Source organism: Pseudomonas sp. Bout1 (assembly GCF_034314165.1).
GTDB lineage: Bacteria > Pseudomonadota > Gammaproteobacteria > Pseudomonadales > Pseudomonadaceae > Aquipseudomonas.
Genome location: NZ_JAVIWK010000001.1, coordinates 5456189 through 5469188, shown reverse-complemented (window position 1 = coordinate 5469188; position 13000 = coordinate 5456189). Strand labels below are relative to the sequence as shown.

Below are 13000 nucleotides of genomic sequence, written 5' to 3'. Positions count from 1 at the left end.
ACGAAATTTCCTACAGCGGCGTAGGATTTGGCATTTTGCGTGTATAAAAAAGCCCTGAACAAGTCAGGGCTTTTTAATTAACTCAAGAATCAATCCCAGCTCAACGCCCCACCAGTCTGATACTCGATAACCCGAGTCTCAAAGAAATTCTTCTCTTTCTTCAAGTCCATAATCTCGCTCATCCAAGGGAACGGATTCGTCGTCCCCGGATACTCTTCCTTCAAACCAATCTGCGACAGACGACGGTTCGCGATGAACTTGAGGTAATCCTCCATCATCGCCGCATTCATCCCCAGCACCCCACGCGGCATGGTGTCACGCGCGTATTCAATCTCCAGCTGAGTCCCTTGCAGGATCATCTGGGTCGCTTCTTCCTTCATCTCGGCATCCCACAAATGCGGGTTTTCGATTTTGATCTGGTTGATCACATCGATACCGAAGTTCAGGTGCATCGACTCATCCCGCAGGATGTACTGGAACTGCTCCGCCACGCCGGTCATTTTGTTGCGACGGCCCATGGACAGGATCTGGGTGAAGCCGCAGTAGAAGAAGATGCCTTCCAATACGCAGTAGTAAGCGACCAGGTTGCGCAGCAGCTCTTTGTCGGTCTCAACAGTACCGGTTTCGAACTTCGGATCGGAGATCGAACGGGTGTACTTCAAGCCCCAGGCAGCCTTTTTGGCGACCGATGGAATCTCGTGGTACATGTTGAAGATCTCGCCTTCATCCATGGCCAGCGATTCGATGCAGTACTGGTAGGCGTGGGTGTGGATCGCTTCTTCGAAGGCCTGGCGCAGGATGTACTGGCGGCACTCCGGGTTGGTGATCAGGCGGTAAACAGCCAGTACCAGGTTGTTCGCGACCAACGAGTCGGCAGTGGAGAAGAAGCCGAGGTTGCGCATCACGATGCGACGTTCGTCGTCGGTCAGGCCTTCGGGGGTTTTCCACAAGGCGATGTCGGCGGTCATGTTGACCTCTTGCGGCATCCAGTGGTTGGCGCAGCCGTCGAGGTATTTCTGCCAGGCCCAGTCGTACTTGAAAGGCACGAGTTGGTTGAGGTCGGCGCGGCAGTTGATCATGCGCTTTTCGTCAACGGCGACGCGGGCGGCGGAGCCTTCCAGCTCGGCGAGGCCTTCGGCGACGTCGAGTTTGTCGAGGGCGGCCTTGGCGCGCACGATGGCGGCGGAGTCATTGGCGGTGACGGCGCGGGCTTCGATGGCGGCAGCAGCGCCGGCACCGTCGAGGCGGTCCATGTTGGCTTCGGTGGCGTGGCCGGCGTTGGCGCCTTTGGCAACTACTTCGCCGTCTTCTTCTTTGTCGAATTCGTCCCAGCTCAGCATGACGTGTCGTCTCCTGCGTGAGGGCTCTAAGGTGCCCGTGTGAAACCGGATGGTTGGGTGTTCACAAGGCCCAAAGGCCGCGGTGGATCTTAAGGAATCGTTTGTTGCAGCTAGCGCACGCATTAAACGGAATCAGGGGTTACGGGTGTTCTGCTTGAGGCTTGAGGGGCGGAGCGATGCTTGCGAGCTCCAGCGGGGGCCTCAGGTCTGGCTCTTCATCCCAGTGTAAAGGGATATTGCAGGCCCGATTTACCCGCGCATTATAGGGAAAAATTCGACTTTGTGTTGCGGCGGATGGCCTCGGTGAGCGGCCAAAATGGTGGTGTTTGCAGCCAAGGTCCGGGTTTACAAGGCTTTGCCTGGCTTGGATTTTTTTGACGGGCGGTAGGCGTTTGTTTCGATGCGCTGGCGCGGCGCTTATTCCAGCCCCAACCCTTTACGGCCCGGCGCATTCAATTGCGATTTCATGAAGCGGTCACCCCAGTCCCTTTCATAGTCCTCCCGGGCAAAGTCACCCGGCGAAACCCCTTGCTCGAACGCCCGAAGCACATCCTTGGCGTACCGCCGGTTTTTCGGGCACATGGGCGCGGCGGGCACGTACATCACGTTGCCCCAGCCCTGTTGGTTTTCGACGGGGGCGACACTGTGGATTAGGTCGCAGTGCCACCACACCGAGTCGCCGGCCTGCACGTCCGGAATCGGGGTCATGCCCTGGACCAGCAACGGGTGCCATTTTTCTGAGATGGGCAACACCTTGCCCGGCGCAACGCCACACAGTTCATCTTCGGGAGCGTCGTCCAGCAACGGGCGCAGCAGCAGGTAGGCCATGGCCTTGGGGATCGGCAGCGTATGCAGCACGCCTTGGTCGGCCTGCATGTCGCACAGCGCGGTCCAGCCCTGGAAGGTGCGGAAGGCGGAGCATTTCACCGTGTCCTTGTAGGCATATTCATCGACTTCGGTGCGATGCGCGGCGTCCCATGGGTCGTACGACTTGAAGTCGTTGCAGTAGATTTTGTCGAACACCTTGAGGTAGGCGGGGTGCAGCCAGCGTTCCAGCGCGCCGGAATCGGTGTGCGGGCCAAGCCCTTTGGAGGTGGTGCCGGGTGGGCGGCGGCGCACGCGGTCGGGGTACAGCGCATTGATGTCAGGGTCGAACCATTGCCGGCCCTGGGAGTTGATGGTCCACAGGCGGTTGAGGAATGACTGTGCGGCGCCCATGCGTTCGTGTTGGCGCACCTGCATCTGGGCGTCGGACCAATAAATGGGGAATATTTCCGGGCGTGAGGCTTCTAGGTTGCCGAAGAAGTTGTCGGCCGGGCCGCGGTAGACCTCGTCGAAATGGTTGTGGTCGAGGTAGTCCAGCAGGCTTTTGTCCCACCCGAGCACTTGCTGGCGGGGGAAGTGGTTGCGGATCACCAGGCAGCCTCGGCGTTTGATGAGGGCTCGTTGTTCTTCGGTGACCCGGCCGTTGGCGATGGTCTCAAAGTCGAGCTCGGGCCAGGCGGTAGTAGCCTTGATCGAGGCGATTTCACCGCAGATAAACTCGCTGACCTCGGCAAACAGCGCGGACACATCGCCGATTTGCGCGCGCAATGCCTTTTTCATCGCGACGATGCTGCGCTTGTAGTCGTCCGGCAGCTCGGCACATTCGAAGGCGTGGTAGTTGCTCATGGGGTGACCTGTATTGTTGTTGTGCATACAGGTATGGAACCACTCCAGCCTGCTCGGGCGGCAGCCTGATTTGGCGCGTTGAGTAATACGATTATGGCGTTCGTAATAAGGCGTGTAGAAGAATCGGCTTATTGAAAGTGATGGCCGTGCTGAACCCGAAATTGTGAAGGCGTCATGCCCTTGTGCGCCTTGAACTGCCGATTGAACAACGCCTGGGATGCATAACCAACCTGTTCGGAAATTGCGCTGACCGCCAGGTTGCCCTGCATCAACAGCGCACAGGCGTGTCCGATACGCAGCCGAACGATGTAGTCCAGTGCCGTGCAGCGTGTGTGTTTGCGGAACATTCGGTGGAAGGCGGAGACGCTGACGCAGGCCATTTGTGCCAATTCGGGAATGCCCACAGGTTGCGCATAGTGGCCGTGCAAGTGGTCCAGGACGCGGCGGATGCGTGCGTCTTCCGTGATGTGTGGCGTCGCAACTTCTATCGCAATAGGCTGCGCGGCGACGTCCCGGGACAATGTGTTGAGCACGGTGAGCAACGAGATCAGCCGCTGGGAGGCGTCTTGCTCGACCATGGCTTCGATCACCGGCCGCAGTGCCCGGGACGTAGCGTCACTGAAGCTCAGTGCCTGCCGCGCTGCAACCAACAGTGCGCGCGTCGATGCCATCTCCGGAAACAACTGCACCAGCGAATCCGCCCAGGCCTCGGAAAACCAGATGACCAAGGCAATGTGCGGTTTGGCAGGGTCGATCAGCTCGGCAGAAGACCAGCTATGCGGCACGTTCGGGCCCACCAGCACCAGGTCGCCATCATCGTACAGCGCCACATCGTTGCTGATATAGCGGTGCCCGCGGCTGTTCAGGGTGAGGGTCAGTTCGTATTCGGGATGGTGATGCCATTCAAACGGAATCGCCTCCGGTAGACGCCTGTTCAGCAGGGTCCAGGAGGTGTTCGCCTCGGTCGGAATTTTTTCGAAACTGGCTCGCATGAATGAATCCTGCTGTGCAGGTGAGGTGGCGGCGCCACAATCGTAGCATTCGATTCAAACGATGGGGGAGAAGCCAGCTCTTTGCCGCAAGAACGATTTCTTGCGGCGAATAAGATCTGAGTGAATGGCAACTAACGAAGTTATTACCCGTTAGAGCAACCGTTACCCATCACTTGATATTGAAGAATATGACGCTGACCTTGCGAGTCTTCATATTCCATTTTTACCGGTACAACTTGGCATACATCCGGAACTTCACTCATGGACAATACTTTGGCAACGTCCAGGTGGGTGCTGTAGGTGTAGTCTTCAACAATCGGAGTGCTCTGGCTGGCTACGTCAGTCGGGGCTTCGTCGGCCAGGGCGGCGGTGGCGCACAAGCTGCTAAGGGCCATAACTAATAACGCTTTCATTTGACTATTTACCTTTTGGTGGTCGAAAGGGGTCACGGGGCCCTTGTGAGGCCACGTGTGTAACTTGATTGGGAAGTTCGGATTAACGATGCCTTCGTGGGGGCTGTTACGTTGTTAATCACGGTGCCTTGATGGCGAGGTTGATTTTAGGCGTGCGGGTTATATTCATATACCCGTGCTTTTGATAAACACTATTGGTGGTTTTTGTAACAATCGCGAAATGAAGGTTTTTTCAGAAACCTGCAAAGCGCCACAGGCCGCGGGCCAGAGCGCCGCCGGGGTATAGGAGGGCAATTTGTAGGGGCTTGTTACTACCATCGTCGAATGGTTCTATAGGCCCGGCCCGGCTACAACAGGGCCATACAACAACAACTATGTCACCGAGGTAAGAAAGATGAGTGCGGCTTCTCTGTACCCCGTTCGCCCCGAAGTAGCAGCCAACACGCTGACCGATGAGGCGACCTACAAGGCCATGTACCAGCAGTCGGTGGTCAACCCCGACGGTTTCTGGCGCGAGCAAGCCAAGCGCCTTGACTGGATCAAGCCTTTCACCACGGTGAAGCAGACCTCCTTCGACGATCACCATGTCGACATCAAATGGTTTGCCGACGGCACCCTCAACGTTTCCTACAATTGCCTGGACCGTCATCTCGCCGAGCGCGGCGATCAGTCGGCAATCATCTGGGAAGGCGACGACCCGGCCGAAAGCCGCACCATCACCTACCGCGAGCTGCATGAAGAAGTCTGCAAGTTCGCCAACGCCCTGCGCGGCCAGGATGTGCACCGCGGCGACGTGGTGACTATCTATATGCCGATGATTCCCGAAGCCGTGGTCGCCATGCTGGCCTGTACCCGGATCGGTGCGATTCACTCGGTGGTGTTTGGCGGTTTCTCGCCAGAGGCCTTGGCCGGTCGGATCATTGACTGCAAATCCAAGGTGGTGATCACCGCCGACGAAGGCATTCGTGCCGGCAAGAAGATTTCCCTGAAGGCCAACGTCGACGATGCCCTGACCAACCCGGAAACCAGCAGCATCCAGAAAGTCATCGTGTGCAAGCGCACCGGCGGCAACATCAAGTGGAACCAGCATCGCGACATCTGGTACGAAGACCTGATGAAAGTGGCGGGTACCGTGTGCGCGCCGAAAGAGATGGGCGCCGAGGAAGCGCTGTTCATCCTTTACACCTCCGGCTCCACCGGCAAGCCGAAGGGCGTGCAGCACACCACCGGCGGCTACCTGTTGTACGCAGCCCTGACCCACGAGCGCGTGTTCGACTACCGCCCGGGCGAAATCTACTGGTGCACCGCCGACGTCGGCTGGGTTACTGGCCACACCTATATCGTCTACGGCCCGCTGGCCAACGGTGCGACCACGCTGCTGTTCGAAGGCGTGCCGAACTACCCGGACATCACCCGGGTGGCGAAGATCGTCGACAAGCACAAGGTCAATATCCTCTACACCGCTCCTACTGCGATCCGCGCAATGATGGCGTCCGGCAAGGCCGCCGTGGAAGGCGCCGACGGTAGCAGCTTGCGCCTGTTGGGTTCGGTGGGTGAGCCGATTAACCCGGAAGCGTGGGACTGGTACTACAAGAACGTCGGCCAATCCCGTTGCCCGATCGTGGATACCTGGTGGCAGACCGAGACCGGCGGCAACATGATGAGCCCGTTGCCCGGCGCGCATGCGCTGAAGCCGGGTTCGGCGGCACGCCCGTTCTTTGGGGTGGTGCCGGCGCTGGTGGATAACCTGGGCAACCTGATCGAGGGCGTGGCCGAGGGCAACCTGGTGATTCTCGACTCGTGGCCGGGCCAGGCGCGCACGCTGTATGGCGACCATGACCGGTTTGTGGACACCTACTTCAAGACCTTCCGTGGCATGTACTTCACCGGAGACGGTGCGCGTCGTGACGAGGATGGCTACTACTGGATCACCGGGCGGGTGGATGACGTGCTCAACGTGTCCGGCCACCGCATGGGCACTGCCGAGATTGAAAGCGCCATGGTTGCCCACCCGAAAGTCGCGGAAGCGGCGGTGGTGGGGGTGCCGCACGACATCAAGGGCCAGGGTATCTATGTGTATGTGACGCTGAAAAACGGCGAAGAGCCGAATGAAGCGTTGCGCCTGGAGCTGAAAAACTGGGTGCGTAAAGAGATCGGTCCGATTGCCTCGCCGGATGTGATCCAGTGGGCGCCGGGTTTGCCGAAGACCCGATCGGGGAAAATCATGCGCCGGATTTTGCGCAAGATTGCGACCGCTGAGTACGACGGGTTGGGGGATATCTCCACCCTGGCAGACCCGGGAGTGGTGGCGCATTTGATTGAGACGCACAAGACCATGAACGTCGCGTAAGGCGGGTTTGTGGGGCAGAGCCCCATTCGGCGTAGGCCGGGTGGGGCTTTTTTGTGCGCCCACAAAAACACCAAAAATCAACTGTGGGAGCGGGCTTGCTGTGGTGAGCAGGCTTGCTGTAATGAGCAGGCTTGCTGTAGTGAGCGGGCTTGCTGTGGTGAGCGGGCTTGCCCCGCGCTGGGCTGCGAAGCAGCCCCATCAATCTATGGTGAACCCGGCGGGGGACAAGCCCCCTCACCACAGCAAGCCCCCCCACCCCCAGCAAGCCCGCTCCCACAGCCGACTGCATTCCACCGCCGTTCATCCAATGGAGCGACTTACACAAGGCCAATAAATATCGGATTGTGTCGTAGGAAGTTTCAGAATGTTACCGACCCCTGCAAATGTGTAACCCCACGCCCAAACATGAGGCAAAGTGCTACGCCGGTGCCCCTAAAACCCGCGTTTTAGACACCCTGTAAAATTAGATCAAACGCTACACTTGCCGTGCTAGAAGGGTTTGCGAATAATAGGCCCGCAATTTGCAGCGTTAACTGGTTTAACATCTTTTGCCTCTGCATAAAATCCAGGGGCTGTCAATGTGCTGGAACCGCTTTCTCGGTGCATCTGTAAATTGTTGTCGCATTGAGGAAATATCGGCTTCCGGCCTGTCGTTAGAATGCCGATCACTCGCTCGTCGTCGCCGATGTGAAACTGGCGCAGGACGCAGCAACGCTATTCGGTTTCACTCAGTCGCATCGTGGGCTCTGGCTCATACTGCTGTTTTGCCCTATACCGATGGAGTCCCAAGATGAAGAAACTCGTGCTGTTGGGCGCCCTGGCGCTGTCCGTGCTGTCCATGCAGGCTTTCGCCGAAGGCAAGCCACTGAAGATTGGTATTGAAGCGGCTTACCCTCCGTTTGCCTCCAAGGCTCCGGATGGCAGCATCGTCGGTTTTGACTACGACATCGGCAACGCCCTGTGCGAGCAGATGCAGGTCAAGTGCACCTGGGTCGAGCAAGAATTCGACGGCCTGATCCCGGCACTCAAAGTGCGCAAGATCGACGCCATCCTGTCTTCGATGTCCATCACTGAAGACCGCAAGAAGTCCGTGGACTTCACCAACCGTTACTACCTCACCCCGGCTCGCCTGGTGTTGAAGGAAGGCACTGCGGTCACTGACAGCCTGGATGAACTGAAGGGCAAGAAGATCGGCGTGCAACGTGGTTCGATCCACGACCGTTTCGCCAAGGAAGTCCTGGCCCCTAAAGGCGCCACCATCGTTCCTTACAGCTCGCAGAACGAAATCTACCTGGACGTGGAAGCCGGTCGCCTTGATGGCACCGTAGCCGACGCTACCCTGTTGCAGGAAGGCTTCCTCGACACGCCAGCCGGTAAAGGCTACGCGTTCACCGGCCCGGCCTTCACCGACGCCAAGTACTTCGGCGACGGCATCGGCATCGCGGTACGCAAAGGCGACAAGGAAAACCTGGACCGCATCAACGCAGCCATCGCTGCGATCCGTGCCAACGGCAAGTACAAGGCCATCCAGGACAAGTACTTCAACTTCGACATTTACGGCCCGGAAACTGCCGCCAAGTAAATCGTCGCAGCTGTCTGTCCGCAATGGCGCAAGCAACAGGGTCTCTGAAGTTTGCGCCATTTTTTCATCCCCCTTTTCGAGGACCTGAATCATGTTGAAAGGCTACGGGGCTGTCATCCTCGATGGCGCATGGTTGACGCTTCAGCTCGCCTTGTCGTCCATGGCCCTGGCCATTGTTCTGGGTCTGATCGGGGTCGCGTTGCGCCTCTCGCCGGTGCGCTGGTTGGCCTGGCTGGGCGACCTGTACTCCACGGTGATCCGCGGGATCCCCGACCTGGTGCTGATCCTGCTGATTTTCTACGGCGGTCAGGACCTGCTTAACCGCGTCGCGCCCCTGCTGGGCTACGACGACTATATTGACTTGAACCCCTTGGCCGCCGGTATCGGCACCCTGGGTTTCATCTTTGGCGCCTACCTTTCGGAAACTTTCCGTGGCGCCTTCATGGCCATTCCCAAGGGCCAGGCCGAAGCCGGCATGGCTTATGGCATGAGCCCGTTCCAGGTGTTTTTCCGGGTGATGGTGCCGCAGATGATTCGGCTGGCGATCCCCGGGTTTACCAACAACTGGCTGGTACTGACCAAGGCCACCGCACTGATCTCGGTGGTGGGCCTGCAAGACATGATGTTCAAGGCCAAGCAGGCGGCAGACGCCACCCGCGAGCCTTTTACCTTCTTCCTCGCGGTGGCGGCGATGTACCTGGTGATCACCAGCGTGTCGTTACTGGCCCTGCGTCATCTTGAGAAGCGCTACTCGGTAGGCGTAAAGGCGGCTGATCTATGATCTTCGACTACAACGTCATCTGGGAGGCCATGCCGCTGTACCTCGGCGGCTTGCTGACCACCCTGAAACTGCTGGCCATTTCGCTGTTCTTCGGCTTGCTCGCAGCCTTGCCCCTGGGCCTGATGCGCGTGTCCAAGCAGCCGGTCGTCAACGGTGTGGCCTGGCTCTACACCTACGTGATTCGCGGCACGCCGATGCTGGTGCAGCTGTTTTTGATCTACTACGGCCTGGCCCAGTTCGAAGCGGTGCGTGAAAGCTTCCTGTGGCCGCTGCTGTCCAGCGCGACCTTCTGTGCGTGCCTGGCGTTTGCCGTGAACACCAGCGCCTACACCGCCGAAATCATCGCCGGCAGCCTCAAGGCCACGCCCCATGGCGAGATCGAAGCGGCCAAGGCCATGGGCATGTCGCGCTACAAGCTGTATCGCCGGATTTTGCTGCCGTCGGCCCTGCGCCGGGCGCTGCCGCAATACAGCAACGAAGTGATCATGATGCTCCAGACCACCAGCCTGGCCTCCATCGTCACCCTGATCGATATCACCGGCGCCGCGCGCACGGTGAACGCCCAGTATTACTTGCCGTTCGAAGCCTATATCACCGCCGGTGCGTTCTACCTGTGCCTGACCTTTATCCTGGTGCGCCTGTTCAAGCTGGCCGAAGGCCGCTGGTTGAGCTACCTGGCTCCACGGAAGCATTGATATGGAACGTATCGATCACCTGTTGCCCTGGGGTCACCTGGGTTGCGAGCGCCAACTGACGGTGTTCCGTTTCGGCAGCGGCGAGCGCAAGGCTTATATCCAGGCCAGCCTGCACGCCGACGAGTTGCCCGGCATGCGCGCCGCCTGGGAGCTGAAAAAACGCCTGGCCGAACTGGAGCAGCAGGGCGCCCTCAACGGCGTTATCGAGCTGGTGCCGGTCGCCAATCCGATGGGCCTGGGGCAACTGCTGCAAGGCAGTCACCAGGGCCGTTTCGAGATCGGCAGTGGCAAGAATTTCAACCGGGATTTCGTCGAGTTGAGCGAGCCGGTTGCCGAGTTGCTCAAGGATAAGCTTGGGGATGATCCCCATGCCAACGTCCGGCTGATCCGCCAGGCCATGACCGATGCGCTTAACGCCTTGCCGGCGCCAAGCAGCCAGATGCAAGGCATGCAGCGGGTGTTGCTGAACCATGCGTGCACCGCCGACGTGGTCCTCGACTTGCATTGCGATGCCGAGGCCGCGCTGCACATGTACGCGCTGCCGCAACACTGGCCGCAGTGGCGTTCGCTGTCGGCGCACCTGAATGTGAAGGTCGGCCTGCTGGCGGAAGACTCCGGCGGCAGCTCGTTTGACGAAGCCTGTTCGCTGCCGTGGTTGCGCTTGTCCCGGGCGTTCCCCGAGGCGCAGGTTCCGTTGGCATGCCTGGCCACGACGCTGGAGCTGGGCGGCCAGGCCGATACGGGGCGTGACGAAGCGATTTTCCACGCCGAGGGCATCCTGGCGTTTCTTGCCGAGCAGGGCTTGATCCGTGGTGAATGGCCCGCGCCGCAACACGAACCCTGCGAAGGCCTGCCCTTTGAAGGCACCGAATTGTTGTTTGCGCCCCACGCCGGCGTGATCAGTTACCTGCGTAAAGCCGGTGATGTGGTGGAAACCGGCGACCCGATATTTGAAGTGATCGATCCCTTGTCCGACCGCGTCAGCATTGTGTGCGCGGGTACGCCTGGGGTGTTGTTTGCCGTTGAACGGCTACGTTATGCCCAAGCGGGTTTCTGGCTGGCCAAGGTGGCGGGGCGCGACGCGCTGCGGCACGGGCGCTTGCTCAACGACTGACCAACTGTTTTTGTGAGAACCGACCGCATGTACAAACTTGAAGTCCAAGACCTGCATAAACGCTATGGCAGTCATGAAGTGCTCAAAGGTGTGTCCCTGGCCGCCGCGGCCGGTGATGTGATCAGCATCATCGGGTCCAGCGGTTCGGGCAAAAGTACCTTTTTGCGCTGCATCAACCTGCTGGAGCAACCCCACGCCGGCAAGATTCTGCTCAATAACGAAGAGCTGAAGCTGGTGGCCAACAAGGACGGCGCCATGAAGGCCGCAGACCCTAAACAGCTGCAACGCATGCGTTCGCGACTGTCGATGGTGTTCCAGCACTTCAACCTGTGGTCGCACATGACGGCTCTGGAAAACGTCATGGAAGCGCCGGTGCACGTGCTCGGTATGTCGAAAAAAGACGCCCGGGAAAAGGCCGAGCACTACCTGGCTAAAGTCGGTGTGGGCCATCGCAAGGATGCGTTCCCCGGCCATATGTCCGGCGGCGAACAGCAGCGCGTGGCGATTGCACGTGCCCTGGCGATGGAGCCTGAGGTGATGCTGTTTGACGAGCCCACCTCGGCCCTCGACCCGGAGCTGGTAGGCGAAGTGCTCAAGGTGATGCAGGACCTGGCCCAGGAAGGCCGGACCATGGTGGTGGTGACTCACGAAATGGGCTTTGCCCGTGAAGTCTCCAACCAGTTGGTGTTCCTGCACAAAGGCATTGTCGAGGAACGTGGCAACCCGCGCGAAGTGCTGGTCAACCCGCAGTCCGAGCGTTTGCAGCAGTTTCTTTCCGGCAGCTTGAAATAAACAGAACTGCTTTTATGCACTGAATTAGTGCAAGCTTCACAGCTTTAAGGCTGGCCCCGATCCCCGTGGGAGCTGGCTTGCCTGCGATGGCGGTGGGTCAGTTTGCCTCTCTGGCACAGACATGCCGCCATCGCAGGCAAGCCAGCTCCCACATTAGATCTCTATATGTTTTGAGATTTGTGTTGGTTTACGGGCTAGCATTGGCCTTTGTCTTCATTACTGTTTTTCGCTTCGGATAGCACTCCATGACTGCCCATCGAATTGGTTTCCTGATTTGGCCCAGCACTAAAGCACTGACGCTTGCGCTGGCTGAGGAGGCCTTGCGCGTTGCTCAGCGGGTGCATCCGGACGTGGTGTACGAACTGTCGTTTTTGCAGGCTGAACCGCCGATCGAAGGCGCCTGGCAACTGCCCGGTGAACCTTGGGCGGGCAAGCTGGAAGGTTTTCAAAAGCTGTTCTTGTTGGCAGATGAGCCGCCTGCCGTCATCGCTTCCCAACTCAGCACGGCGCTCAAGCAGCTTGTTCGGGCAGGTTGCGTGATTGGCGGTTTGTCAGCCGGTGTTTATCCGTTGGCGCAACTGGGTTTGCTCGACGGTTATCGCGCCGCCGTGCACTGGCGCTGGCAGGATGATTTCGCCGAGCGTTTCCCCAAGGTCATCGCCACCAGCCATCTGTTTGACTGGGACCGTGACCGCCTGACCGCCTGCGGTGGCATGTCGGTACTCGACCTGTTGCTGGCGGTGCTGGCCCGTGACCACGGCGCTGAACTGGCGGGCGCCGTCTCGGAAGAACTGGTGGTGGAGCGCATCCGTGAAGGCGGCGAGCGCCAGCGTATCCCGCTGCAAAACCGCCTGGGCTCCAGCCATCCCAAGCTGACCCAGGCCGTATTGCTGATGGAAGCCAATATCGAAGAGCCGCTGACCACCGACGAAATTGCCCAGCACGTATGCGTGTCCCGACGACAGCTCGAGCGGATCTTCAAGCAATACCTCAATCGTGTCCCCAGCCAGTATTACCTGGAACTGCGCCTGAACAAGGCCCGCCAGATGCTCATGCAAACCAGCAAGTCGATCATCCAGATCGGCCTGTCCTGCGGCTTCTCCTCGGGGCCGCACTTTTCCAGCGCCTATCGCAACTTCTTCGGCGCCACCCCTCGCGAAGACCGCAACCAGCGGCGCAGCAGCAGCCCATTCGAATTGTCGTCGGTGCCCTCCGAGCGCGGTTGAGGCCTCGGTCATTCATTTAGCGCCCGGAGCGCCGCAAACCCCGC

The 13000-nt window shown here is 59.2% G+C and carries 11 protein-coding genes; 7 read left to right on the top strand and 4 right to left on the bottom strand.

Translation table 11 applies throughout. The features are described from left to right. Positions 1-89 precede the first annotated feature (89 nt). The 4 genes from RGV33_RS25280 to RGV33_RS25265 all read right to left on the bottom strand — a co-directional run bounded on the left by RGV33_RS25280 (position 90) and on the right by RGV33_RS25265 (position 4416). Positions 90-1340 carry a ribonucleotide-diphosphate reductase subunit beta gene (locus RGV33_RS25280; RefSeq protein WP_167663725.1) on the bottom strand — a complete coding sequence of 417 codons (1251 nt, stop codon included), beginning with the start codon at positions 1338-1340 and terminating at the stop codon, positions 90-92. Positions 1341-1757: 417 nt separating this feature from the next. Then, the gene (locus RGV33_RS25275) at positions 1758-3011 is read right to left on the bottom strand and encodes a DUF1479 domain-containing protein (protein ID WP_322146974.1); all 1254 of its coding nucleotides are present in this window, start codon (positions 3009-3011) and stop codon (positions 1758-1760) included. 128 nt (positions 3012-3139) lie between these two features. Continuing rightward, complete coding sequence (locus tag RGV33_RS25270; RefSeq protein WP_322146973.1) at positions 3140-4003, bottom strand: AraC family transcriptional regulator; 864 nt, start codon at positions 4001-4003, stop codon at positions 3140-3142. 143 nt (positions 4004-4146) lie between these two features. Next, the gene (locus RGV33_RS25265) at positions 4147-4416 is read right to left on the bottom strand and encodes a DUF2790 domain-containing protein (protein WP_178902594.1); all 270 of its coding nucleotides are present in this window, start codon (positions 4414-4416) and stop codon (positions 4147-4149) included. Positions 4417-4810: 394 nt separating this feature from the next. Here RGV33_RS25265 and acs point away from each other — a divergent pair, with 394 nt between their 5' ends. The 7 genes from acs to argR all read left to right on the top strand — a co-directional run bounded on the left by acs (position 4811) and on the right by argR (position 12956). Continuing rightward, positions 4811-6766, top strand: coding sequence for an acetate--CoA ligase (acs, locus tag RGV33_RS25260; protein WP_322146972.1), 1956 nt, complete (start codon positions 4811-4813; stop codon positions 6764-6766). A gap of 790 nt (positions 6767-7556) precedes the next feature. Then, positions 7557-8348, top strand: coding sequence for an ABC transporter substrate-binding protein (locus RGV33_RS25255; RefSeq protein ID WP_322146971.1), 792 nt, complete (start codon positions 7557-7559; stop codon positions 8346-8348). A gap of 91 nt (positions 8349-8439) precedes the next feature. Continuing rightward, positions 8440-9129: an ABC transporter permease gene (locus RGV33_RS25250; protein ID WP_088426868.1), complete on the top strand. Its 690-nt coding sequence runs from the start codon at positions 8440-8442 to the stop codon at positions 9127-9129. Next, on the top strand, positions 9126-9824 hold the full coding sequence (locus RGV33_RS25245) for an ABC transporter permease (protein WP_322146970.1): 699 nt from the start codon (positions 9126-9128) through the stop codon (positions 9822-9824). The genes RGV33_RS25250 and RGV33_RS25245 overlap by 4 nt, the downstream gene beginning before the upstream one ends. 1 nt (position 9825) lies before the next feature. Continuing rightward, positions 9826-10938: a succinylglutamate desuccinylase/aspartoacylase family protein gene (locus tag RGV33_RS25240; protein WP_322146969.1), complete on the top strand. Its 1113-nt coding sequence runs from the start codon at positions 9826-9828 to the stop codon at positions 10936-10938. A gap of 27 nt (positions 10939-10965) precedes the next feature. After that, positions 10966-11730: an ABC transporter ATP-binding protein gene (locus tag RGV33_RS25235; RefSeq protein WP_003214336.1), complete on the top strand. Its 765-nt coding sequence runs from the start codon at positions 10966-10968 to the stop codon at positions 11728-11730. A 245-nt stretch (positions 11731-11975) separates the two neighbouring features. Next, positions 11976-12956 carry a transcriptional regulator ArgR gene (argR, locus tag RGV33_RS25230; RefSeq protein WP_322146968.1) on the top strand — a complete coding sequence of 327 codons (981 nt, stop codon included), beginning with the start codon at positions 11976-11978 and terminating at the stop codon, positions 12954-12956. The last annotated feature ends 44 nt before the right edge of the window (positions 12957-13000 follow it).